Origin of the sequence: Cupriavidus sp. WKF15, assembly GCF_029278605.1 — a bacterium.
GTDB lineage: Bacteria > Pseudomonadota > Gammaproteobacteria > Burkholderiales > Burkholderiaceae > Cupriavidus.
The window spans coordinates 2,515,880-2,538,944 of record NZ_CP119573.1 but is presented as its reverse complement, the minus strand read 5'-3'; the positions used below and the strand labels follow the sequence as shown (position 1 = coordinate 2,538,944).

The window sequence follows — 23,065 nt, the reverse complement described above, 5'->3', positions numbered from 1 at the left end:
TTGCCGGCGCCGGCGGCTGCATGCGCCGCATCTCCGCTAAAATCCTGCCGAGGCGGTTCCTTAAGGTTTGCGGCGTGGCATTTCAACAGGGTTTCATCCTGACCCGACATTGGCGCGATACGCCGGCAGGTGCGGAAGTCGAGGTCTGGCTGGCTACCGACGACGGACCGCGCCTGCTGCGTTTGCCTCCGCAACCGGCCATTGCCTTTATCCCCGAGGCGCAGCGCGAACGTGCCGAGGCGGTGCTGCAAGGCGACGGCAATGCCGAGCTGCGCGCGCTCAGGCTGCAGGATTTCCAGCGCCGGCCCGTTCTCGGCCTTTACTGCCGCCAGTATCGGCAACTGGGCCAGCACAGCCGCGCGCTGCGCGACGCCGGCGTGGATGTCTACGAGGCCGATATCCGGCCGCCCGAGCGCTACCTGATGGAGCGCTTCATCACCGCGCCGGTCTCCTTCACCGGCGATCCCGACAGCAGCGGCGTGCTCCGCCATGCGCAGATGAAGCCAGCGGCGGACTATCGGCCGACGCTGCGCCTGGTCTCGCTGGATATCGAAACCAACGCATTCGGCGAGCTTTATTCGATTGCGCTCGACGGCTGCGGCCAGCGGCAGGTCTATATGCTCGGCACGGCGCCGCCAGTCTCCGCGGAGGTCGCCGAGGTCGATTTTTCGCTCGAATATTGTCCGACGCGCGCTGCCTTGCTCGGGCGGCTGAACGCGTGGATGGCCCGTCACGACCCGGACGCCATCATCGGCTGGAACCTGGTCCAGTTCGACCTGCGCGTGCTGCACGAGCATGCGCGCCAGTGCCAGGTCCCGTTGCGCCTGGGCCGCGGCGGCGCGGAAATGGAGTGGCGCGAGCACGCCAGCCAGCAGCACTATTTCGCGGCCGCCGCTGGCCGCCTGATCATCGACGGTATCGAGGCGCTACGCTCCGCCACATGGAGCTTTCCGTCGTTCAGTCTCGAGTCGGTGGCGCAGGCGCTGCTCGGCGAAGGCAAGGCGATCGACAACCCGTATGACCGCATGGACGCCATCGACCGCATGTTCGAGCACGACAAGCCGGCCCTGGCGCGCTACAACCTGCGCGATTGCGAGCTGGTGACGCGGATCTTCGAACAGACGCAACTGCTGACGTTCCTGCTCGAGCGCGCCACGGTGACGGGCCTGCCGGCGGACCGCAGCGGCGGTTCGGTGGCCGCCTTCACGCACCTGTACATGCCGCTGATGCACCGCCAGGGCTATGTGGCGCCCAACCTCGGCGAGAAGGCACCGGAGGCGAGCCCCGGCGGATTCGTGATGGATTCGCGGCCGGGGCTTTATGAATCGGTGCTTGTGCTGGACTACAAGAGCCTCTATCCGTCCATCATCCGCACGTTCCTGATTGACCCGATCGGCCTGGTGGAAGGGCTGGCGCATCCCGGCGATGCGGACTCGGTGCCCGGGTTCCGCGGTGCGCGCTTCTCGCGGACGAAGCACTGCCTGCCGGCCATCGTCTCGCGCGTCTGGCAAGGCCGCGACGCCGCCAAGCGCGACCGGAACAAGCCGCTCTCGCAAGCGCTCAAGATCATCATGAACGCGTTCTACGGCGTGCTGGGGTCGAGCGGTTGCCGCTTCTTCGATCCGAGGCTGGCCTCGTCGATCACGATGCGCGGGCACGAGATCATGCAGCAGACCCGGGCGTTGATCGAGGCGCGCGGCTACGAGGTGATCTACGGCGACACGGACTCCACCTTCGTCTGGCTGCGCCGCGCGCGCACCGAGGCCGATGCGGGCCAGATCGGCCGCAGCCTGGTCGCCTACGTCAACGACTGGTGGCGCGAGCACCTGGCGCAGGCCCACGGCCTGGATAGCGCGCTCGAACTCCAGTTCGAAACGCACTTCCGGCGGTTCCTGATGCCGACGATCCGCGGCACGGACCTGGGGAGCAAGAAGCGCTACGCCGGCCAGGTGCAGCGGCCCGACGGCCAGGTCGAGATGGTGTTCAAGGGGCTGGAGACGGTGCGCACGGACTGGTCGCCGCTTGCCCAGCAGTTCCAGCAGACGCTTTATGAAAAGATCTTCAATCGGGAGCCCTACCAGGACTACGTGAGGGACATCGTGCGCCGCACGCTGGCCGGCGAGCTTGATGAGCAGCTGGTCTATCGCAAGCGCTTGCGCCGCAAGCTCGATGAATACCAGCGCAATGTGCCGCCGCACGTTCGCGCCGCCCGCATGGCCGATGCCCATAACGAACGCCAGGGCCGGCCACCGCAGTACCAGCGTGGCGGCTGGATCAGCTATGTGATGACCACGGCCGGGCCGGAACCGCTGGAGGTCCGCACGGCGCCGATCGACTACGGCCATTACGTCGCCAGACAGCTTCAGCCCGTTGCCGACGCCATCCTGCCGTTCCTCGACGACGATTTCGAGACCTTGCTGACCGGGCAGATGGCGCTGTTTCCGGGGTAGAGCGGGGCGTCCAGGGCGGGCGCCTCGCCTACTCGTAGTATGCCGGCGCCATTTTCATGGTATTGCGCTGGTCCTTGTCGTGGTTGATCCAGAGTTGTGCGTTGTCCCGTGCCATCAGATCGGCGATGCGCTGCATCGAACTCAGCGTCAGTTCCTTGCTGAAGTTGATGGAAGGCACCCGGCGCTGGTCCCAGTTGCTGCGGAAGTGGACCGCATCGCCGGTCAGCACGACCGCCCCCGTTTTCGGCAGGTTCACCAGCAGGGACTGGTGGCCAGGCGTATGGCCAGGTGTCGAGAGGATCGTAACGCTGCCGTCGCCGAACACGTCCCTGTCGCCATCGAGCAGAGTGACCGGATGCCCGGGCTTGAAGCGCGGCGCGTTGCCGGCGCCAGGCCATTCATACTCGGCCCTCTGGACCAGCAGCACGGCCTGCGGGAACATCTCGACATTGCCGATATGGTCCGGGTGGGTGTGGGAGATCGCGACATAGCGGATGTCCGATGGCTTCACGCCGAGCTGCTCGAGCTGGCTCGCCAACGTCCTGGGCCGGCGCCAGAGTATGGACTTCGGATCAGCGGGCACCGCCCCGTCGGGCAGCTTGGCGACGGCATCGTCCACGCCCGTGTCCCACAGCAGCCAGCCCTGCGCGTGCTTGATCAGGTAGCAGTTGTCGACGAACGCCGCGGGTTTGCCGATATCCACGCCAGGCGTCCAGCGCGAGACGTCAATGGCGGTGCCTTCGCCGCAGTCGAGGACGTACAGGCGCTCGACAACGCTCGTTCGTTGCGGCGACATGCCGGCGCACCCGATGAGGACGATGGCAAGGGCAGCCAGCGCGAGCTGGATGGCGATCCGCGGACCTTTCAGCATGACAGGCTCCTCCAGGCACGATCTTTACTCCCCGGGGCGGCGAGCTTTCGAACAAGCGAGACGGACATGCTATAGCAACCGGCGCCATCGGCACGCCAGCATGCGATCCCGACGGCGCCGGCATCGGTGCGCCAGCCAACACAGGACCCGTTCCGCCGTTGCTAGACTGTCGGCGTCCAGTTGCCAAAGCCTGCGCTACCGCGCTACTGCGATCGCGCGCCGGGGCGTACCATCTGGCCGCTGCTACCTCATAAGGGGAATCCATGGGCAACGACGAACGGCAGGGCGCCCGGCTGAGCCGGCGGGATTTCCTGCGGGTTACAGGGGCCAGCGCCGTGGCGGCGGGTCTCGATGCGGGCAGTGCAAGCGCGGCAACGGCGTCCGGTGACGCGCGCCAGTCTCAGGGTGGGCAGGGGGCGGGCCCCTACAATATCCTGCTGATTCTCGTCGACCAGGAGCGCTTCTTCGGTCCGGGCGAGTTGCCGGCCGGGTTCGAGCTGCCGGCACACCAGCGCCTGATGAAGCGCGGCACCACCTTCGTGAACCATCGCATCAATTCCTGCGTCTGCACGCCATCGCGCTCGGTGATCTACACCGGCCAGCATATCCAGCACACGCGGATGTTCGACAACACCAACTTTCCGTGGATCACGAGCATGTCGACGGAGATCCCGACACTGGGACATCTGCTGCGGCAAGCCGGCTATTACACCGCCTACAAGGGAAAGTGGCACCTTACCAAGGAATTCGAGACGGTCAACAAGCTGGGCACGCCGACCAGGATCTTTACCGCGGAGATGGAAGGATACGGCTTCTCCGATTATGTCGGCATCGGCGACATCATTGCCCACACTCGCGGCGGATATAACCACGACGGCGTGATTGCCGCCATGAGCACGAGCTGGCTGCGCAGCAAGGGACGCGACCTGGCCGCGCAGGGCAAGCCGTGGTTCCTCGCGGTCAATCTCGTGAATCCTCACGACGTCATGTTCTACGACACCGATCCGCCGGACTCGCCGGTGCAGACGCAGCGCGGCATCACGCACGTGGCGAGGGACCCGCTCGATCCGCTCTACGCGAAGCAGTGGAAATTCGAGCTGCCGGCGAGCCACGGCCAGGCGCTGGATGCGCCTGGCCGCCCGCCCGCGCATCGCGATTTCCTGCGCTCGCACGACGCGCTGGTCGGCGAGATACCAAACGAGCCCGGCCGCTGGCGCCGGCGGCACAACTACTACCTGAACTGCATGCGGGACGTGGACCGCAATCTTGCAGCCGTGCTCGCGGAACTCGATGCGGCGGGCCTGACGGACAAGACCATCGTCATCATGACCTCCGATCACGGTGACATGGACGGCGCGCACCAGCTTCACGCCAAGGGGGCGGTTTCTTACCGCGAGCAGAACAACGTGCCGCTGGTGATCGCGCATCCTGCCCATCGCGGCGGCGGGCAGTGCCGCGCGGTGACTTCGCACGTGGATATCGTGCCTACCGTGGTCGCCATGACGGGAAGCCCCGCGGAGCAGCGTGCACGCCTGCTCAAGGGGCTGCCGGGCAAGGACCTGTCGGGCCTGCTGGCCGCGCCCGGCACGGCCGACGTGACTGCCGTGCGTGACGGCGCGCTGTTCTGCTACAACATGCTGGCCTACCTCGACGGCGACTTCCTGCTCAAGGCCACGGCGTTCGTGCAGAACGGCGGCAAGCCGGACCAGATCAAGAGCGCGGGCATCCGTCCCGATCTGATGAAGCGCGGCGCGGTGCGCGCCGTGTACGACGGCCGCTACAGCTTCGCGCGCTACTTCTCGCCGAAGCAGCACAACCGGCCGACGACGCTGGAGGATCTCACGCGGTTCAACGACCTCGAGCTGTACGACCTGCATACCGACCCGCATGAGCTGGTGAACCTGGCGGCCAGTGGCAAGCCCAATCGCGAACTTATCGTTGCCATGAACGAGAAGCTGAACCGGCTGATCGACACTGAGGTCGGGGAGGATCGCGGGCAAATGCTGCCGGGAGGCATCGATGCGGGATGGGAGGTGTCGGCGGAAACGATGGCAGGCGCGTGATCTGGCTGCGTGCCCCGGCTTCAGGAGCCGCGGGAGATTCGCTGGCGCCCCGGCATGCCCCGGCATGCCCCGGCAGGCGGCTGCTAAACTCCGCGAGGAGTCCCCCAGGCCATCTGCATTCAACGTGAACCTTGCCAACCTTGAACGCCAGCTTTCCTTCCTCAGGGAGATCGACGAACTGAAGAGCGTCGTGCGCATGACGCCGCTGATCAATCAGTCGCGCCGCGAAAACAGCGCCGAACATTCGTGGCATCTCGCCATGTATGCCCTCGTCCTGTCGGAGCATGCGGCCGCGCCGGTTGACGTGGTGCGCGTCGTGAAGATGCTTCTTATCCACGATATCGTGGAGATCGATGCCGGCGATGTTCCGTTCCACGACCCGTCGGCGCGCGCCGGCCAGGCGGAACTGGAGCAGCAGGCGGCCGAGCGAATCTTTTCGTTGTTGCCGGATGCGCAGGCGACGGAGTTTCGCGGCCTCTGGAGCGAGTTCGAGGCGGGCGAAAGCGATGACGCCCGGTTTGCGAAAGCGTTGGACCGCTTTCAGCCACTGCTCCATAACGCCGCAACGGGAGGCGGTAGCTGGGTGGAGTGCCAGGTCACCGAGGCACAGGCTCTTGCGCGCTACCGGCCGCCGATCGAGCGCGGTGCCCCCGCACTCTGGGAAGCGTCCGCCAGGCTGATTCAGGCGTATTTCGACAAGTCATAGGGCTCCCGCCCGTACTGCCATTACCCCCTACCAGGCGAAACGGTATTCGTTCGTCGGATGGAGCTGCCACTCGCCGTTGCCGCACAGCTCCAGTACCTGGACGTGATACTTGAGCAGGGTCGGGCGGTGGCTGACGCTGACGATGGTCGTATGGCCGGCGGCGAGCTGGCTGTAAAGCCTGGCCTCGTTGCCAGCGTCGAGCGCGCTGGTAGCTTCATCGAGCAGGGCGTAGCGCGGACGCGCCAGCAGCAGGCGCGCGAATGCCAGGCGTTGCTGCTCGCCGAGCGACAGGACCTTGCCCCAGTCCAGTTCCGCGTCCAGGCCGCCGAGGCGCTCTGCCAGGTCGGGCAGGTTGACCATCTCCAGCAGCTTCAACAGCTCGGCATCGGGTGTGCGGCGCTCGTGGTGGTTCGGATACAGCAACTGGCAGCGCAGGTTGCCAACGGCCATGTACGGATGCTGCGGCAGGATCAGCATCTGCTCGGGCTCGGGGTGCACGATACAACCGCTGCCGCTGTTCCACAGGCCGCTGATGGTCCGCATCAGCGAACTCTTGCCGCCACCGCTGGGCCCGACGATCAGCAGGCTCTGGCCGGGCCCCACGGTCACGGTAAGGTCCTTCAGCAGGGTACGGTCATAGTCGGGGGTGTGCAGGGTCAGGTGCTGCAGCGACAGTGTGTCGCCCCGCCGGCGCTGGACCTGGCTGCCGGGCTTGCGGCGCAGCACGCGCGTGTGCGCCAGCGTGGAAGCGAACGTCGCCAGCCGGTCCACGCCCGCCACGAAGCGGCTCAGGCTTTCGAAGTTGTCGACGATGACCGTCAGCGCCGCCAGCACGGCGGCGAAGGCCCCCGCGGCCTGGATCGCGGCACCGACTTCCAGTTCGCCATCCAGCACACGGTTGGCGACGATGACGCTGGGCAGCATCAGCGTCAGGAACGAATAGGCATACTGGAACAGGTAGAGATTGAGCTGCCAGCGGTTCAGGCGGTTGTAGTTGGCGAACACATGCAGGAAGCGGCCGCGTACATGATGGAACTCATGCTGCTCGCCGCGATGGAAGGTGATCGACTCCGCATGCTCGCGCACCCGGATCAGGCTGAAGCGGAAGTCGGCCTCGCGCTTGAGCTGGTAGAAGTTGAGCCCGATCAGCACCTTGCCGAAGCACAGTACTGAAACCACCGTGCCACAGACCGCGTAGAGCACCAGGAACACCACAAGCTCGCGCGAGATCGACCACAGCACCTCGCTGAAGGCAATCAGCTGCAGCAACGAGCCCAGCATCAGCAGCAGAAAGTACAAGGACTGCTGGGTGAAGGTGCTGATGTCCTCGGAGATTCGCTGGTCAGGGTTGTCGATGGCCGTGCTGGCGTTCAGCGCATAAAAGGCGCAGCCGCCGAAATACTTGTTCAGGTAGTGATGCGTCATCCAGGACCGCCACTGCATGAACAGCCGGTTACGCGTGTAGTAGAAAAGGGCGTAGACGGGGACCGCCGCGATCAGCACATAGACGAAGATCTCGATGGCATACCAGAAGCGATCGGCGTCCCCGGCCGCGAGTGCCGAGGCAAACTCGCCGGTTTGCTCGTTGAAGCGCACATTGGTCCAGGTCTGGCCCAGCAGCAGGCAGATGAGGATTAACATGAGCGCCCACGCCCGCCACTTTTCCCGCGATAGCCAATATGGCTTGGCGATGTCCAGGAACCGCTTCCACAGGTTGGCGCCGCGCGTTGACATGACCGTGTCGTGTTGGCAAGGCCTGGGGCGGGGCAGGACAGACCTGCCACGGCTCAGGCCTCCGTTAGCCTGTGACCACGCATTTCACATGCCAGCGAACCTTGCCGGCATTGCACACGTCTTTGGCAGCCTGGCCCGGCAACCGAACGGGCCCCGTCACAACCGGATTGCATCGGTGCGCTGTTGCCTGCCGCCCCGTGCAAAAGACTGACCGTTCCTCATGATAGGTCATGGCATGCGAAATCAGTGCCCGCTGCATGCCGAATACCTTGAGCTTGTCAGACCTCTTTTGCGCAGGGGGCCGCCGGGACCGGGCTTTGCTCGCCGAGGCCGCTTTCTCTGCCGGCCCCCGATCAGATTGCGGCAATGATTGTAGTGCCCAGAGCGCGCGCGTCGCAGACTAGCGCAGATGCCTTCCGGGCAAGGTTGGTGTCACTTGCCGCGACTGCGCGCCGGGCATTTCAGGGTTGGGTTTGCGCCGTGTCCTGGCCGATGGCATCGCTGCCGGATTGCGCTTCGCGGGAAGACTGTCCGCGTGGGCACCGAACGCACCCATATGAACTGGCTCGCCCATGCCGCCCACGACCTGCTGGCCGAGCGCGTTGCCCCCGCCACACAACAGCGTCGCCACGGACGCCACCAGACCCAATACCTGGATCCTCCTCATTGCGTTCTCCTCGTCACGCAATGGCCACCACTGGCCACATGCGGGCGAGAGCATAGGGGCTCCGCGCAGACGAGGTTGTAACGGATTGTGAGGCAGGCCCGCGTGGTGGCCATCGCCGGTCCGCTCGCGGATCCCCGCAGGCGGTCGCCGGCTTCAGGTCTTTGACGCCGCGGATTCCGCCTCGGCCTCCGCCGCCTGCATGTTCAGCACCGCGTCGCGCTTGTCCAGCAGGTGCTGGCGCAGGATCGCCGCCAGGCGCTTGCCGTCCCGGGCTTCCAGCGCCACCAGCATTTCGTCGTGGTCGCGGATGGCACTGTCCCACTTCGATTTCTGGAAGTTCGAGCGGAAGCGCAGGGCCTGCAGCCTGCGGTTCACGGCCAGGTAGGTCTGGCGCAGCGCGCTGTTGCGCGCGGCCTGGTTGATGCGGTCGTGGATCTGCCGGTTGTAGCTGTAGTAGCCCGACAGGTCGTCCTGCGCGCGGCACGCCAGCATGGCGTAGTGCAGGGCCTTGATCTCGGCGAGATCCACGGGCGTGATGCGTTCGCACGCGAGTTCGCCCGACAGGGCCTCGAGGCCGCTCATCAGCTCGAAGGTATCCAGGATCTCGGTCGGCGACAGGCTTGCCACCGAGGCGCCGCGATTGGGCGAGATGTCGATCAGCCCTTCGGCCGCCAGCACCTTGAACGCCTCGCGCAGCGGGGTTCGGGAGATGCCGAGCGTTTCACACAGCTCCCGCTCGTTGAGCTTGGTGCCGGACTTCAGCACGCCCTCCACGATGAAGTTGCGCAAGTGATTCACCACCGTGTCATGCAGGCGTTGGCGCTCGACCTTGGGGAGCACGGAAGCAAGGGAAGGTTCGCCGGAAGAAATGGGATCTTGCATGCAAAGTCCAACGACGGTCGTTTTCCGGGAATTCTATCAGACGCCTAGCACACTGCCGACAAGACGCAAGTCCCTGATGAATCGGGGTAAACACCGCTCTGTTTTGTGGTTCCCGACGGCTTCCCTTCCGGTCTCCGCCTGCTAAAGTATTTTGAATGCAAAATTCAACAGGAGGAGTAAATGCTGAAACTGGACTTCCATCCCGCCGGCCGTCATTTCCTGCAGATCCCCGGACCGAGCCCGGTGCCGGACCGTATCCTGCGCGCCATCAGCTACCCGACCATTGATCATCGCGGGCCCGAGTTCGGCGCCCTGGGCTTGAAGGTGCTGGCGGGCATCCGCAAGATCTTCAAGACCGAGCAACCGGTTGTGATCTATCCGGCCTCCGGAACGGGGGCGTGGGAAGCGGCGCTGTCCAACACGCTGAGCCCCGGCGATACCGTGCTCATGTTCGAGACCGGCCACTTCGCCACGTTGTGGAAGAAGATGGCCGAGAAGCTCGGCCTGCGTCCGGAATTCCTAGGCCTGCCGGGCATCGAGGGCTGGCGCCGCGGTGTGCAGGCCGACCTGATCGAAGCCCGCCTGCGCCAGGACGGCGGCCATGCGATCAAGGCTGTCTGCGTGGTGCACAACGAAACCTCGACGGGCGTCACGTCGGATATCGCCGCCGTGCGCAAGGCCATTGACGCCGCCGGGCATCCGGCCCTGCTGATGGTCGACACCATCTCCGGGCTGGCTTCCGCCGACTATCGCCATGACGAGTGGGGCGTGGACGTGACCGTCTCCGGCTCGCAGAAGGGCTTGATGCTGCCGCCGGGCATCAGCTTCAACGCCGTCTCGCCGAAGGCCCTCGAAGCCGCCAAAACGGCCCGGCTGCCGCGCAGCTTCTGGGACTGGGAAGAGATCATCGCCATGAACCAGACCGGCTACTGGCCCTACACGCCGAGCACGAACCTGCTCTATGGCTTGTCGGAAGCGCTGGACATGATCCTGGAAGAAGGGCTGGACAACGTGTTCGCGCGCCACCAGCGCCTGGCCGAGGCTTGCCGCCGCGCGGTGCGTGCGTGGGGCCTGGAGATCCAGTGCGCCGACCCGTCGGTCTACAGCCCGGTGCTGACCGGCGTGATGATGCCCGATGGCATCGATGCGGACGCGGTGCGCCGGGTCATCTACGACCGCTTCAACATGTCGCTCGGCGCGGCGCTGGGCAAGATGAAGGGCCGCATGTTCCGCATCGGCCATCTCGGCGACTGCAACGATCTCACGCTGATGGCCACGCTTGCAGGTTGCGAGATGGGGCTGAAGCTGTCGGGCGTTCCGGTGGCCGCCAGCGGCGTGGCCGCGGCCATGGACTATCTCGCGGCCCACGCGAGCCCCTTGCCGCTGCGGGCCGCCGCCTGACGCAGGCCGCCGGGTCCCGCGCCCGCGGCGCGCACCCGTTCGCATGCCAGGGCCGGGGAGGGCCTGGCAGCAAGCGGGGTGCGGGCATCGCGGCACGCACGCGGGCGCAGGCCCCGGCGGTACAGGCCCGTTCCACACAGCACTGATCGATTCAGGATCGGCGCGGCAGCACTGACGTACCTGACCATACAAAAGGAGACGCTGTGGAAACTACCCTGCAGGCCGGGGCAAAGGTAGGTTCGTACGAGGACGCGGTTTATCGCAAGGTAAGCTGGCGCCTGGTACCGTTCCTGATGCTTTGCTTCCTTATTGCCTATCTCGACCGGGTCAACGTGGGCTTTGCCAAGCTCCAGATGTCGCAGGATCTCGGCTTCAGCGAAACCGTCTACGGCCTTGGCGCCGGCATCTTCTTCATCGGCTACTTCCTGTTCGAGATCCCGAGCAACCTTGCGCTCCACCGGTTCGGCGCCAAGGTGTGGATCGGGCGCATCATGGTGACGTGGGGGCTGCTGTCCGCCTGCTTCGTCTTTGTGAAGACCCCGACCGCCTTCTACACCCTGCGTTTCCTGCTGGGCCTGGCGGAAGCAGGCTTCACGCCCGGCATTGTGTACTACCTGTCGTGCTGGTACCCGTCGCACCGCCGCGCCAAGATCATGGCGATCTATTGCATGGGTTCGCCGCTGTCGGGCATCATCGGCAACCCGCTGTCCGGCTTCCTGATGGGCAGCATGGGCGGCATTGCGGGCTGGGCGGGCTGGCAGTGGATGTTCTTCATCGAAGCCGTGCCCGCCGTGCTGCTCGGGCTGGCCTGCTTCTGGTACCTGGACAGCTCCATCGCCAAGGCCAGGTGGCTCAGTGAGGACGAGAAGCAGGTGCTCGAACGGGCCAAGGCGGAGGACAACAAGGCGGCAGGCCCCGAGGCGCGCGTCGGCAAGGTCTTCACCGACCCGCGGGTCTGGCTGATCAGCCTGATCTGCTTCTGCTATGTCACCGGCCAGTACGGCATCACGCTCTGGCTGCCCACGTTCATCAAGTCGACAGGCGTCTCCGACCCGTTGCATATCGGACTGCTCAGCGCGATCCCGTATGTGGCGGCGATCATCACCATGTACTTCTTCGCCAGGAGCGCAGATAAACACCGGGAACGGCGCTGGCACCTGATCGTGCCCTGCACGATGGGCGCCATCGGCTTCCTGGCCCTGCCCTGGATCATGCACAGCACGGCCCTGTCGCTGGTGTTCCTGTCGATCGCCGCGGCCGGTATCCTGACCTGTTCGCCGCTGTTCTGGTCATTGCCCACCGCCTTCCTCAGCGGCGCGGCGGCGGCCACGGCGATTGCCATGAGCAACTCGATCGGCAACCTGGCCGGCTTTACCAGCGGCTACATGATCGGGTATCTCCGTGACGTGACCCAGAGCGGCAGCAGCGCGTACTACATGATCGCGGGCATGCTCATCCTTGGCGCGTTCGCGATCTGGACCTTGCCGGCAAAGCTGGTCAACCGTTAGCGCAGGCGGGGAGCGGCGTGCCGCTCCCCCAAGGAATCAACCCCCCGGCGTCCGCTGTCCCGGACGCAAGGAACACAGACATGAATCGATCCCCCGACTCAGGCATCAGCGTGCTGGAGGCCACCGTGGCTGGCATCCATGCCGCCATGCGCGCTGGCCGGCTCACCGCGCGCCAGCTGGTCCAGGCCTACCTGGACCGGATTATGGCCTATGACAAGAGCGGCCCCCGCATCAACAGCGTGTTGCAGCTCAATCCGCAGGCGTTGGCGGAAGCCGACCAGCTGGATGCGCAGGCCGCGGCAAGCCCGTCCGTGCCGCTTGCGCCGTTGCATGGTATTCCGGTGCTGATCAAGGACAACATCGAATGCGCCGGCATCGAGACGACCGCGGGCGCGCGCTGCCTGCAGGGCAATCTCGCGCGGGAGGATGCATTCATCGTCCGCAGGTTGCGCGAGGCTGGCGCCATCGTGCTGGCCAAGACCAACCTGCACGAGCTTGCCTCGGGCGGAGAGACGGTCAGCACGCTGGGCGGGCAGACCCTGAATCCGTATGACCTGACACGCACGCCGGGCGGCTCCAGCGGCGGCACCGGCGCCGGCATCGCGGCCAACCTGGGCCTGCTGGGCATCGGCACGGATGGCATCAATTCGATCCGATCGCCCGCTTCGGCGAACAACCTCGTCGGCCTGCGTCCGACCATGGGGCTGGTCAGCCGTACCGGGCTGGTCCCGTGCGGGCTGACGCAGGACACCATCGGGCCGATCACGCGTACCGTGGCCGATGCGGCGGTCCTGCTCGACATCATTGCCGGCCACGACCCGGGCGACCCGGCGACCCGCCAGGCGCAGCCGCATATGCCGCGCAGCTACGCCGAAGCGCTGGACCCTGACGGGCTCAGGGGCGCACGCATTGGCGTGCTGCGCGCCTTCTTTGGCGAGGGGCCCGGGCATCGCGCCGTCAATGCCGTCATGCAGCGGGCGCTTGCCACCCTCGACGCTCGCGGCGCCGAACTGGTCGAGATCGAAGAAGCGATCCATCCCGACGCGCTGCTGGCGGACACGCTGGTGCATCTGTACGAGATGAAGGGCGATCTCGATGCGTACCTTGCCGGCGTTCCGGCCGCCGTGCCGGTCCGCTCGATGGCAGACATGATCATTGCAGGAAGCGTGCATCCCGGCGTCACCGGCACGCTGAAGAGCGCCATGGCGCTGGCGGGCAACGAGACCGAATACTGCGAGCGGCTGCAACGCCAGCAGGCCCTGCGCGATCGCATCCTCGGGCTGATGGCGGCACACCGTCTCGACGCGCTGGCGTTTCCGCACCAGCGCCGCCTGGTCGTGCCGGTGGGCCAGGCCCAGGCCGAGCGCAATGGCGTGCTGGCGTCCGCCACGGGCTTCCCGGCCATCGTCATCCCGGCAGGCTTCTCCGAGCCGGATGGCAACGCCCCGCAAGGCGTCCCGGTCGGGCTGGAGTTCTTCGGCCGGCCATTCTCGGAAGCCGTGTTGCTGCGGCTGGCGCATGCGGCGGAGCACGCCCTGGACGCGCGCCGGCCACCGCTGTGCGCGCCGGCGCTGACATAGCCCCGCGCCGACAGCCGTACTTTCCTTACTGCTCTATTCCAAAGCCGGTCAAGGATGCCGGCGGCAAGTTTGCGGACACACCGTGACTGACCTCATTCCGAGGAGGAGACAAGATGGGCGCAGAAGTGAATGTTCAATCGTCGCGTTCGCCCCAGCAGCACGAACTCGACCGGGCAATGGATGGCATCGGCGTTACCGCCGCACACAAGAAGATCATCTTCCTGATCATGCTGGGCGTGATGTTCGACGTCTTCGAACAGAACGCCGTTGGCCTGGTCGGGCCAATCTTGCGCGAGCAATGGGGTATATCGGTCGCGCACATCGGCTTTCTCAATACGCTGACGTTCAGCGCGGCCGCGCTGGGGCGCGTGGCATCGGGCTTTATCGCCGACCGCTACGGCCGTCGCGCCATGCTGAACGCGAACCTGCTGCTGTTCACGCTGGGTGCGATCATCTGTGCGCTGGCGCCCAACTATACGGTGCTGGCGGCCGGCCGCTTCATCGTCGGCATCGGGCTCGGTGGCGAAATTTCGGTCGCCGTGACGATCCTTGCCGAGCTGTGCTCCACCCGCTTTCGCGGCACCGCGGTCGGCCTGGTCAGCGTGGGCAGCGGCGGCCTGGGCAATATGCTGGCACCCGCGTTCGGACTGGCCGTGTTCGCGCTGTTCCCCGGGCCGGACAACTGGCGCTGGCTGTTCGGCTGCCTGGTAGTGCCCGCAATCTTCGTCGTGTTCTACCGCCGCTTTATCCCCGAGACTCCGCGCTTCCTGTTGTCGAAGGGAAGGGTCGATGATGCGAACCGTGTGCTCTCCGGCCTGGCTTCCGGACGCCTGGGTACCTTGCGCGGTGCGCCGACGCAGTACATCCGGGACGCCGTCCAGGACGAGGCGCCCCGTGCCAGGGTGCGGCTGCGCGATGTGTTCCAGGGGCGCCTGGGCCGGCGTACGGTGGCGCTGGGTGTCGCGGTGTCGATGACGTACGGTGCGCAGATTTCCGTGCTGACGCTGATGCCAACCATCCTGATGTCGCAGGGCTACACCATCTCGAAAAGCCTGCTGTTCACGATGGTGATGCAAAGCGGGAGCCTGTTCGGTGCGTTGGCGGCGTCGTACTGCGGCTATCACTTTCCGCGCAAGCGCGTGCTGACCCTTGGCGCCGGGCTGGCTTGCGCCGCGGGCCTGAGCTTCGGCTTCCTGACGTTCAACGTGGGGCTGGTGCTGCTGTTCGGCGCCTGCTTTACGTTCTGCGTGGTGCTGCTGAATACCTCGATCTGGATCTTCGCGCCAGAACAGTATCCGACCGACGTACGCGCCTTCGGCACCTCGCTCATCCTTGCGCTGGGTACACTGGCCGGTGCGCTGACGCCGCTGGTAAGCGGGCGCGTGTTCGAAACCTACGGCGTTGGCGGCATGTTCAGCATGCTGGCTGCGATGTACGCCGTATTCGCCCTGAGCGTGCAGTTCGCGCCAGAGACATTTGGCAGGCCCATGGGCGAACCCGAGCTGGAAGACGAGCCGCAACTGGCCGCCGACACGCGCACGGCCAGCGTCAGCAGGTCCTGACTTCCAACTGACCGTCCTTCCGATCCACCCGAATTCTCGTCAAGGAGCCGTCGCCGGCATGAACGAAATCCAGATTGATGCAGTCGCCCAGACCCTGATCCGCGCTCGCCGCGAACAACGCTGCGCCGATGCACAGGCTTTCGCCACCGCACTGGCCACACCGGAGGAGGCCTACGCCGTACAGGCGGCGGTCGCCGGCTCGCTGGGCTGGCACGCGGCCGGCCCCGGTTACTGGAAGTCGGGCGGACCGTCGCGGCAGGCCCGGCTGACGCACGCGCAGTTGCCCGCAGACGGCGTCTGGAGCAGCCCGGCCATGGCCGGGGACCGGCACTTCACCTGGCGCGGCATCGAGGCCGAGATCGCGCTGCGTCTCGCACGCCCGGTCAGCCCGGAAGACGCGGCGGCGCTCGATGGCGACAGCGCTGCCACGCTGGTGGATGCCATGGCCGTCTCGATCGAAGTGGTGGATTCGCGCTGGCAGCAGTTCACCGATGCGCCGGCGCTGCTGAAGCTTGCGGACTTGCAGGCACACGGCGCGCTCGTACTCGGCGAGTGGCGTCCTTACGAGGCGCGCGACTGGGCGGCGCAACGCTGCCATGTCCGGATTGGCGCGCAAAGCTTCGAGCGCAAGGGTACCCATGCCCTCGGCGATCCGGCGTACGGACTCGGGGCCTGGCTGCGCCACGCGACGAGCCATGGCCAGCGCGTGGAGGCAGGCACCGTCGTCACTACGGGAACCTGGGTGGGGATCCTGCCCGCTGCGGCGGGCGACCTGGTCACGGCGGAGTTCGACGGCATTGGCCACGCGTCGATCCAGTTCTGACCGGCGCGGCTCGGCCCCGGCCTGGATTGCCTAGTCAGCGCGGCGCCACCGCCCCGACTCCTGGCGGACGCTGACCCGTTCGCCATGCAGCCAGACTTGCTCCTCGCTCATGGTGGCCGAGGCGGACGGGGCGGTGTCGAAGGCGATATCGAGCGCGCGTGCGACATGGGCATCCTCGATGGGAAGCTCCCAGGTCAGGAATAGCTGGGTGCAATCCTGGTCGCCCGGGAAGTCGGCCTCGTCAAAGCCATGGCTGCCGCGTCGAATCACGCCGTGAGGCTGGCAGGTGTCGAATACCAGGGCCGTACCGCGGCGCAGCGGGATGCGCAGGTCCAGTGCCGGGAGATGTACGTCCTGGCCCTTGTCTTCGCTCAGGAACAGGTTGCAGAAGGCCGCGCCGCCATACTGCTCGCCGTCGTGGTGATACCGCGCGCCGCGGCAGACCATCAGGGCAACCTCGCTGGAGGCGAGTACGCCGGGCAGCCCGAGCCTGCTCGTCCAGTCGGCCACGGCCCGCACGCAGTGCGAGTACTCGGGCCATCGCGCCCGCGCGCGGGCAAGCGGCATGACCTCGACATCTCCCACGTCCAGGGTCATATGGCGCGACGATATTTCCCTGGCCCAATCGGCGAGCAGCCGCGCCGGCGGCTCCGGAACGTCGAGTGTGCCGGACAGCACGATCCCGCTCACGCTCCGGCTGCGGATGGCGTCGCCGCTCCAGAAGAATGACGTCAGGGCGTCCGCGGAACGTGGCGGCATGGATCAGGAAGCCTGCGGCAGGGTCGCGCCGCCGCGCTGCATGGCCAGCGCCGACCAGGCAAACACTGCCAGGCCGCCCACCGCCAGCAGCGCGCCGACCCAGCCGGTAGAAGTCCAGCCCAGCCCGGCAGCGATGCTCACGCCGCCAAGCCAGGCGCCCAGCGCATTGGCCAGATTGAACGCCGAGTGATTGAGGGCGGCGGCCAGGGTCTGGGCGTCGCCTGCCACGTCCATCAGGCGGATCTGCAGCGCCGGCCCCAGTGCCACGACAGTACCGATCAGCAGCACATTGGCGCTGGCCAGCCACGGATGCGGCGCCGTCACGGTGAACGCGCCCAGCACCAGCGCGGACCACGCCAGCACGCCGCCGATGGTCGGTGTCAGGGCCTTGTCCGCCAGCCAGGCCCCGGCCAGGTTGCCGGCGACCATGCCCACGCCGAACAGCGCCAGGACCACCGGGATGGCGCTTGCCGGCAACTGTGCCACTTCGAGCATGGTGGGCTTGATGTAGCTGAATACGGCGAACATGCCGCCAAAGCCGATGGCGCCGATGCCGAGCGTCAACCATACCTGCTTGCGCCGCAACGCCGTCAGCTCGCGCAGGGGGCTCGCGCGGCGATCGCCCGGGAAGAACGGCACCCAGCACCACACCAGCCAGGCCGTGAGCGCGCCGATGGATCCCACGATCAGGAACGCCGCGCGCCAGCCCAGCCAGGTGCCGACGGTAGCGGCAATCGGCACGCCCACCAGCGTCGCCACCGTCAGCCCCAGCATGACCAGCCCGACCGCCTGGGCACGGCGCTCGCGAGCGACCAGGCCGGCCGCCACCAGGGCTGCCACGCCAAAGTAGGTGCCGTGCGGAAAGCCGGTCAGCAGCCGCGCAATCAGCATGGAGGCGTAGGCGGGCGCGGCCGCGCTGGCGAAATTGCCGGCGGCGAAGGCGGCCATCAGTGCGATCAGCAGGTTGCGCCGCGGCCAGCGCGCGCCCAGCACGGCGAGCAGCGGGGCGCCGATGACCACGCCCAGCGCATAGGCGCTGATCAGGTGGCCGGCCTGCGGGATCGAGATGGCCAGATCGCGCGCGGCGTCGGGCAGCAGGCCCATGATCACAAATTCGCCGGTGCCAATGCCGAAGCTGCCCACGCCGAGCGCGAGCAGGGCGCGGCGGCTTTGGGCGGGCGCGAGGGTCGGGTTGCTGCAGAAAGCGGGGAGCGTATCGGGTGTGCCGTGCGGAGCCGTCATGGGGAGCGCGAAGTCTTGTTGTTCCAGTCGCTGCTCGCTGGCGGGCGGGATTCTGCGTCCCGCCTCATGCGTTGCCAGCGCGCTCCGGCGCAGCGCGAGGCCGCATTGTGACGGAAAACGTCATTTCCTGCAGACAGTGCCTGATGCGCCGCACGCAGTCCGGCGAAAGCGCGCGCGGCAGCGCCTGCGTGGCGGTTGCGGCACACCGGAAGTCAGAACCCGCCTACGCGCCGGCGCGCCGGCCTCCGATGCCCCAGCGATACACCGGGATCTACATTGACCTTATCCGACTCACTGCCGGAGAAACCTTATGTCATTCGCGCTCTATCTGATCGGATTGCTGGTGCTGGTGGGCGGGATCGCCTGGGGACTGTCGGTCGCGGGCCTGGCCTCGGTCTATATCGGCATTGCATGCCTGGTCATCCTCGGCCTCGGCATCATGGCTGCCGTGTCCCGCACTCGCACCAAAGACCCTTCATAGCCACGCCCGGCCGGCGGCCTGCCTGGCGCGCCGGCGACCGGTCCCGGCCCTGGCTTCGCCGGCTATCCGGATCACTCCCCCTCTTGCGCTGCACTTCGTAGAATGTACTTGTGTCTGGGGGTGCGGCCCTTCGGGCCTGTCCTGCTTTATCGCCTAAACGGAAGCCGGACTGGCCGGGCGCGCACGTCGCATCGTAGGAGATGGCGGGCCATCCCGACGGCGAACAGCGGCGAGGCAGGTGATCCATGCAGACCGGTGCATTTCCCTTTCAGCCCGTGCGGGAACGGGGGACCTTGATTTGCTTCCTGGCAGCCTTGTTCATGCACCTGCTGCTGGGGGCGCTGCTTTATTACGGCGTGCATTGGCGCAGCACGGCGCCGGAAGGGGTTTCCGCCGAAATGTGGGACCCCATCCCGGAGGCCGTGCAGAGTCAGCCCGAGAGTCAGCCGGAAGTCAAACCGGCGCCGAGCGTGAAGCCGGTCGAACAAGAGAACGCCGATATCGCGCTGCAGGAAAAGGCGCGCAAGGCCGAGCGCGCGGCCCAGGACGAACAGAAGGCCAGGGAAAAGGCACAAGAGAAGGCGCAACACGATGCGCAGGCGCGCGCCGAGGCCGCCCGCAAGGCCGCGCAGCGGGAGGCACAGGAAGCGCAGCGACAGGCCGCCAATGCCGAACGGGCCAGCGAACTGTCGCGCTTGCGCGCGCAGGCGGGGGGTGCCAACGCGAGTACCGGCACCGGTACTTCCGGGAAGCCTTCTTCCGCTTATGCCGAGCGCGTGCGCCAGCGGGTCAAGCCGAACATCATCTTCGCAGAGGATATCAACGGCAATCCGGCCGCCGTCGTCGCCGTGCGCATGGCACCCGACGGATCGATCCTGTCCGCCAGGCTGGCCAAGTCAAGCGGCAATTCCGGCTGGGACAACGCCGTCCTGCGCGCGGTGACGCTCTCCGACCCGTTGCCGCGCGACGAGAACGGTGTCGCCCCGCCCGAGATCCGGATCACGTTCTGGCCGAAGGACCAGGGTAGCTCGTAGCGGCGTCACTCTGCCGTCGTAGGTCTCTAGCCGTGGCTGGTCATGCGCGCCTCGCTCTCGATCTGCTCGCGAAGGATGGCGAAGCGCGGATGGACCTCCTGCCCGAAGAGCGGATCTGCGCTGGCCGGCACCGCGGTGTCGACGGCATCCCAGTCTTCCGGGGTCAGCAACTGCGCCGCGCGCGGCATGACGTACCGCTCCTCGGTCGAGAGATGATTGCGGTAATACACAAGGTACATGGCCGCGGCCGCCTCCAGTGCCGCGCGAGAACTGATCGTGTCGCACTCGGCTTCATTGAGACGCTCCAGCAGCGTTTCGCCGACGGTCGCAATCACGCGGTGCTCCTGCTGGAGACGGCCGACCACGGGGCGCATGTCAGGATCCCGTTCAAGCAGCCGTTCGTAGGCAAGATCCTCGCGCGGATGGTGAATGCGATCACCGAACGTTCGCATGTAATGGATAATCATCCCCATCAGGCTGTAATTGGGCCGCTCCCCCCGGTTGAACAGGATGACCTGGCTTTCCAGAAGGTCAAGCAGCCGGGCGAAATGGACATGGTCTTCATGCCAGGTGGAAAACGCGGTGGCCATGGCGGGGCTCCATCGATTAAGTTCGGTCGCCTTTGAGGCCACGTCGTATCGAAGCCTCGTGCTTGAACCCTATGCTTCTATCCGGAGATCATTCTGATCTGGATCAAGGGACTGCCGATGACCCCACCCCTCCGAGCCGTCCATGGCGGGCCGGCTCCCAGTCTTCGCTCCCTTCGTATTTCGAGGAGACTCTATGCGCAGCACTGAGCACCCAGTAGTGGAGTGCGTGGGGGTTTGGCTCGTGATCCGGGATTGGCTCCGCGGGCTTTGTCTCGCCGTGCTGGTGTCCCCGGGTGTGGTGTCGGGAATGGAATTCAAGATCTACCACCAACCCCAGCTGGATCTGAAGATGATCATCGGCGCAGGGAAGATCCAGGACGGTGACGCTGACCGGTTCCTTGCCGTCGCCAGGATGGCCGGCCGTGATCGCGAGGGACTTGTGCCTCTCGTGTTGAATAGTCCAGGGGGGAATGTCGAAGCCGCGTTCCGGATGGTCGATGCCATGGACAAGGTCCGCGTCTATACTGCCGTTCCGGATAACGCCAGGTGCGCGTCCGCTTGCGCTTCCATCCTGTTTGCTTCCGGCGAGCGACGCAGCGTCGTTGGCAGCGGGCAACTGGGGTTTCACAGCTGCTACCGGCGCGACGGGAAGACCTACGCAGCGGACTCGCTTTGCAACGAGATCATCGCGGCAAACGCCATGCAACGCGGGGTGAGCCACGCCGCCATCAATCAGTTCGTCAAGCAGTATGGTGCGCAAGACATGGCGTGGGTCCGGCGCAATGTCGCTTGCCGGTCCTTGCAGGGGCTATGCAAGGCGGGGCTGCTGGAAACGCAAAGCGAGGCAAAGGCAGCGTTGATGCGCAGTTTTGATTGCAGCCAGCTTATTTCCGTTCCCGCCCAGCTGATTTGCGGCGATGCGGAACTGGCCCGCGCCGATAAGGCGCTGGCGGGACTTTACGAGCAGAAGCTGAAGGCATCGGCGAACAAGGCGCGGCTGCGTGCGGATCAGCGCGACTGGCTTCGTGATTCCCGTAACCGGTGTAGCGACAAGGCCTGCCTGCTGCAAAGCTATCGCCTGCGCATCGACGCACTGAAGCAGGCGCGCTCGTGAGCGCCTGCCAGCTGGCGGGCGGGGGCTGCGCCCGGCCGGACGCCATCCCTCTTGCCAGTCCCCCCCGCACGGAGTAAAAGTCGGTCCATCAATGCCGACCGCGAGTCGCACGCCCATGGACGAACCCTCCAAGCTCAATGCCGATTCGCTGGGCATCGTCGAGTCGGTGATCATGGGCATCGCCGGCACGGCGCCTGCCTACAGCGTCGAGATCACGACTTCGACGATCATCGGGACGGCCGGCACGCTTGCGCCGGCGAGCATCCTGGTGTGCGGTCTCGTCATGTTCGGCATTGCGTATGCATTCATCAACATGAACCGCGCCCTGGTGAGCGCCGGCACCTCCTACTCGTGGGTGAGCATGGTGTTCGGGCGCACGCTGGGCTTCTTTGCCGGCTGGGCGCTGCTGGTGCTGTGCTGCGTGTTCATGGTTTCCGCCATGATCCCGGCAGCCAACGCCACGCTGCTCATCTTCGACCGGCCAAAGATGAATAACGTGCACTACGTGACGCTGATCGCGGCCGCGTGGCTCACGGTGGTGAGCGCGATCGTGGTCAAGGGCATCAAGCTGACCAGCTACGTGCAAGTGCTGATGACGGTCATCGAAGGCGTCATCCTGCTCGCGATCATCGTCGCGAGCTTCTTCATGTTCCCGCGCGCGCCGCAACACCCGTTCTCGCTGGAGTGGTTCTCGCCCTTCGCATTCTCGCCAAAGCTGTTCGCCAACGGCGCCCTGGTGGCGATCTTCTTCTTCTATGGCTGGGACGTGACCATGAACCTGAGCGAAGAGACGCGGGACGCGAACCGCATCCCGGGCCGTGCCGCGTTCTGGTCAATGGTGTTCCTGATGGCGTTCTTCCTCGTCTTTATCGTCATCACGCTGATCGGCCTGTCGGATGCGGAGATCCAGCACTACAACACCAACATCATCTTCGCCATCGCGGAGAAGCTCTTCGGGCCCGCGTGGGGCTATGTCGCGATCATCGCGGTCTTGCTGAGCACGGTTGGCACGGTCGAGACGCAGATCCTGCAGTTCACGCGAACCCTCTTTGCCAAGAGCCGCGATGGCGCCCTCCATCCCCGCTTTGCGCGCCTGCATCCGCGCTGGCGCACGCCGTACATCGCGATCTTCTTCATCTGGATCACGGGACTCGCGCTGCTGTTCATGTCGTCCTATCTGCCGACGATCAACGTCATCCTGCGCGATTCGATCACCGCCATCGGCTTCCAGATCTGTTTCTATCTCGGGCTGACCGGACTCGCCTGTGGCTGGTACTACCGCAAGATGCTGGTGCGCGGACCGTGGCTTGCCGTGAGCCACGTCATCTGGCCATCGGCGAGCGGGATATTCCTGTTCTTCATCGCGCTCTACAGCATTCCGACCTTTGACTGGGTCACCAATGTGGTCGGCATGGGAGGCATTGCCATCGGGGCCATCCCGCTGCTGCTGAATGGCAAAAATATCCGGACGACGCCCGCGGCGTGAGTCACCGTTTGCCGTGCTCGCCGGTCCCGGAACCCGCCAGGGATACAGTGCCAGACTGGCGCGAGTCGAGGTACTATGCACCGCTGAACCAGCTCGGAAGGTGAGACGATCA

19 protein-coding genes are annotated in these 23,065 nt (G+C 65.9%); 12 read left to right on the top strand and 7 right to left on the bottom strand.

The features are described 5' to 3' along the window. Positions 1–74: 74 nt before the first annotated feature. Positions 75–2,450: a DNA polymerase II gene (locus CupriaWKF_RS29010; protein ID WP_276101863.1), complete on the top strand. Its 2,376-nt coding sequence runs from the start codon at positions 75–77 to the stop codon at positions 2,448–2,450. 28 nt (positions 2,451–2,478) lie between these two features. Here the strand turns inward: CupriaWKF_RS29010 and CupriaWKF_RS29005 are convergent, their stop codons facing one another. Beyond that, entirely contained in the window at positions 2,479–3,321 is an 843-nt protein-coding gene (locus CupriaWKF_RS29005) for an N-acyl homoserine lactonase family protein (RefSeq protein WP_276101862.1), read from the bottom strand. 263 nt (positions 3,322–3,584) lie between these two features. Between CupriaWKF_RS29005 and CupriaWKF_RS29000 the strand changes: the two genes are divergently transcribed. Together CupriaWKF_RS29000 and CupriaWKF_RS28995 are read left to right on the top strand one after the other, a co-directional pair. Then, a complete protein-coding gene (locus tag CupriaWKF_RS29000; RefSeq protein WP_276101861.1) occupies positions 3,585–5,384 on the top strand; it encodes a sulfatase-like hydrolase/transferase in 1,800 nt (599 codons plus the stop codon). A gap of 124 nt (positions 5,385–5,508) precedes the next feature. Beyond that, positions 5,509–6,090 (top strand): HD domain-containing protein, encoded by a 582-nt coding sequence (locus tag CupriaWKF_RS28995; RefSeq protein WP_276101860.1) that lies wholly within the window; start codon positions 5,509–5,511, stop codon positions 6,088–6,090. A gap of 27 nt (positions 6,091–6,117) precedes the next feature. Here the strand turns inward: CupriaWKF_RS28995 and CupriaWKF_RS28990 are convergent, their stop codons facing one another. The 3 genes from CupriaWKF_RS28990 to CupriaWKF_RS28980 form a co-directional block, all read right to left on the bottom strand. Then, a complete protein-coding gene (locus tag CupriaWKF_RS28990; RefSeq protein WP_276101859.1) occupies positions 6,118–7,824 on the bottom strand; it encodes an ABC transporter ATP-binding protein/permease in 1,707 nt (568 codons plus the stop codon). Between the two features lie 400 nt (positions 7,825–8,224). Beyond that, on the bottom strand, positions 8,225–8,491 hold the full coding sequence (locus tag CupriaWKF_RS28985; protein ID WP_276101858.1) for a hypothetical protein: 267 nt from the start codon (positions 8,489–8,491) through the stop codon (positions 8,225–8,227). 153 nt (positions 8,492–8,644) lie between these two features. Beyond that, on the bottom strand, positions 8,645–9,373 hold the full coding sequence (locus tag CupriaWKF_RS28980) for a GntR family transcriptional regulator (RefSeq protein ID WP_276101857.1): 729 nt from the start codon (positions 9,371–9,373) through the stop codon (positions 8,645–8,647). A 180-nt stretch (positions 9,374–9,553) separates the two neighbouring features. On the opposite strand from CupriaWKF_RS28980, the gene CupriaWKF_RS28975 reads away from it, so the two are divergent. The 5 genes from CupriaWKF_RS28975 to CupriaWKF_RS28955 all read left to right on the top strand — a co-directional run bounded on the left by CupriaWKF_RS28975 (position 9,554) and on the right by CupriaWKF_RS28955 (position 16,247). After that, positions 9,554–10,774, top strand: coding sequence for an aminotransferase class V-fold PLP-dependent enzyme (locus tag CupriaWKF_RS28975; protein ID WP_276101856.1), 1,221 nt, complete (start codon positions 9,554–9,556; stop codon positions 10,772–10,774). A gap of 203 nt (positions 10,775–10,977) precedes the next feature. Further along, a complete protein-coding gene (locus CupriaWKF_RS28970; protein ID WP_276101855.1) occupies positions 10,978–12,282 on the top strand; it encodes an MFS transporter in 1,305 nt (434 codons plus the stop codon). Between the two features lie 80 nt (positions 12,283–12,362). Next, on the top strand, positions 12,363–13,862 hold the full coding sequence (locus CupriaWKF_RS28965) for an amidase family protein (RefSeq protein ID WP_276101854.1): 1,500 nt from the start codon (positions 12,363–12,365) through the stop codon (positions 13,860–13,862). Between the two features lie 113 nt (positions 13,863–13,975). Next, positions 13,976–15,424 carry an MFS transporter gene (locus CupriaWKF_RS28960; RefSeq protein WP_276101853.1) on the top strand — a complete coding sequence of 483 codons (1,449 nt, stop codon included), beginning with the start codon at positions 13,976–13,978 and terminating at the stop codon, positions 15,422–15,424. 58 nt (positions 15,425–15,482) lie between these two features. Continuing rightward, positions 15,483–16,247 carry a fumarylacetoacetate hydrolase family protein gene (locus CupriaWKF_RS28955; protein WP_276101852.1) on the top strand — a complete coding sequence of 255 codons (765 nt, stop codon included), beginning with the start codon at positions 15,483–15,485 and terminating at the stop codon, positions 16,245–16,247. A 30-nt stretch (positions 16,248–16,277) separates the two neighbouring features. Here the strand turns inward: CupriaWKF_RS28955 and CupriaWKF_RS28950 are convergent, their stop codons facing one another. Both CupriaWKF_RS28950 and CupriaWKF_RS28945 read right to left on the bottom strand, forming a co-directional pair. Continuing rightward, positions 16,278–17,006 (bottom strand): hypothetical protein, encoded by a 729-nt coding sequence (locus tag CupriaWKF_RS28950; protein WP_276101851.1) that lies wholly within the window; start codon positions 17,004–17,006, stop codon positions 16,278–16,280. A gap of 3 nt (positions 17,007–17,009) precedes the next feature. Next, the gene (locus CupriaWKF_RS28945) at positions 17,010–18,248 is read right to left on the bottom strand and encodes an MFS transporter (protein WP_276101850.1); all 1,239 of its coding nucleotides are present in this window, start codon (positions 18,246–18,248) and stop codon (positions 17,010–17,012) included. A 310-nt stretch (positions 18,249–18,558) separates the two neighbouring features. Between CupriaWKF_RS28945 and CupriaWKF_RS28940 the strand changes: the two genes are divergently transcribed. Both CupriaWKF_RS28940 and tolA read left to right on the top strand, forming a co-directional pair. Further along, positions 18,559–18,729, top strand: a complete 171-nt coding sequence (locus tag CupriaWKF_RS28940) for a hypothetical protein (protein ID WP_276101849.1) — start codon at positions 18,559–18,561, stop codon at positions 18,727–18,729. Positions 18,730–18,974: 245 nt separating this feature from the next. Then, positions 18,975–19,763: a cell envelope integrity protein TolA gene (tolA, locus tag CupriaWKF_RS28935; RefSeq protein ID WP_276101848.1), complete on the top strand. Its 789-nt coding sequence runs from the start codon at positions 18,975–18,977 to the stop codon at positions 19,761–19,763. Positions 19,764–19,789: 26 nt separating this feature from the next. Here tolA and CupriaWKF_RS28930 read toward each other — a convergent pair whose 3' ends face one another. After that, the gene (locus CupriaWKF_RS28930; RefSeq protein WP_276101847.1) at positions 19,790–20,353 is read right to left on the bottom strand and encodes a hemerythrin domain-containing protein; all 564 of its coding nucleotides are present in this window, start codon (positions 20,351–20,353) and stop codon (positions 19,790–19,792) included. 307 nt (positions 20,354–20,660) lie between these two features. Between CupriaWKF_RS28930 and CupriaWKF_RS28925 the strand changes: the two genes are divergently transcribed. Both CupriaWKF_RS28925 and CupriaWKF_RS28920 read left to right on the top strand, forming a co-directional pair. Next, positions 20,661–21,467, top strand: a complete 807-nt coding sequence (locus CupriaWKF_RS28925) for a lysozyme inhibitor LprI family protein (RefSeq protein WP_276101846.1) — start codon at positions 20,661–20,663, stop codon at positions 21,465–21,467. Between the two features lie 115 nt (positions 21,468–21,582). Further along, positions 21,583–22,953 carry an APC family permease gene (locus CupriaWKF_RS28920; protein ID WP_276101845.1) on the top strand — a complete coding sequence of 457 codons (1,371 nt, stop codon included), beginning with the start codon at positions 21,583–21,585 and terminating at the stop codon, positions 22,951–22,953. Positions 22,954–23,065 lie beyond the last annotated feature (112 nt).

Coding starts and splice junctions, on each gene's coding strand:
- CupriaWKF_RS29005 (WP_276101862.1), bottom strand. CDS start 3,321: ATGCTGAAAGGTCCGCGGATCGCCATCCAGCTCGCGCTGGCTGCCCTT.
- CupriaWKF_RS29000 (WP_276101861.1), top strand. CDS start 3,585: ATGGGCAACGACGAACGGCAGGGCGCCCGGCTGAGCCGGCGGGATTTC.
- CupriaWKF_RS28990 (WP_276101859.1), bottom strand. CDS start 7,824: ATGTCAACGCGCGGCGCCAACCTGTGGAAGCGGTTCCTGGACATCGCC.
- CupriaWKF_RS28985 (WP_276101858.1), bottom strand. CDS start 8,491: ATGAGGAGGATCCAGGTATTGGGTCTGGTGGCGTCCGTGGCGACGCTG.
- CupriaWKF_RS28980 (WP_276101857.1), bottom strand. CDS start 9,373: ATGCAAGATCCCATTTCTTCCGGCGAACCTTCCCTTGCTTCCGTGCTC.
- CupriaWKF_RS28975 (WP_276101856.1), top strand. CDS start 9,554: ATGCTGAAACTGGACTTCCATCCCGCCGGCCGTCATTTCCTGCAGATC.
- CupriaWKF_RS28965 (WP_276101854.1), top strand. CDS start 12,363: ATGAATCGATCCCCCGACTCAGGCATCAGCGTGCTGGAGGCCACCGTG.
- CupriaWKF_RS28960 (WP_276101853.1), top strand. CDS start 13,976: ATGGGCGCAGAAGTGAATGTTCAATCGTCGCGTTCGCCCCAGCAGCAC.
- CupriaWKF_RS28955 (WP_276101852.1), top strand. CDS start 15,483: ATGAACGAAATCCAGATTGATGCAGTCGCCCAGACCCTGATCCGCGCT.
- CupriaWKF_RS28950 (WP_276101851.1), bottom strand. CDS start 17,006: ATGCCGCCACGTTCCGCGGACGCCCTGACGTCATTCTTCTGGAGCGGC.
- CupriaWKF_RS28945 (WP_276101850.1), bottom strand. CDS start 18,248: ATGACGGCTCCGCACGGCACACCCGATACGCTCCCCGCTTTCTGCAGC.
- CupriaWKF_RS28940 (WP_276101849.1), top strand. CDS start 18,559: ATGTCATTCGCGCTCTATCTGATCGGATTGCTGGTGCTGGTGGGCGGG.
- tolA (WP_276101848.1), top strand. CDS start 18,975: ATGCAGACCGGTGCATTTCCCTTTCAGCCCGTGCGGGAACGGGGGACC.
- CupriaWKF_RS28930 (WP_276101847.1), bottom strand. CDS start 20,353: ATGGCCACCGCGTTTTCCACCTGGCATGAAGACCATGTCCATTTCGCC.
- CupriaWKF_RS28925 (WP_276101846.1), top strand. CDS start 20,661: ATGGAATTCAAGATCTACCACCAACCCCAGCTGGATCTGAAGATGATC.
- CupriaWKF_RS28920 (WP_276101845.1), top strand. CDS start 21,583: ATGGACGAACCCTCCAAGCTCAATGCCGATTCGCTGGGCATCGTCGAG.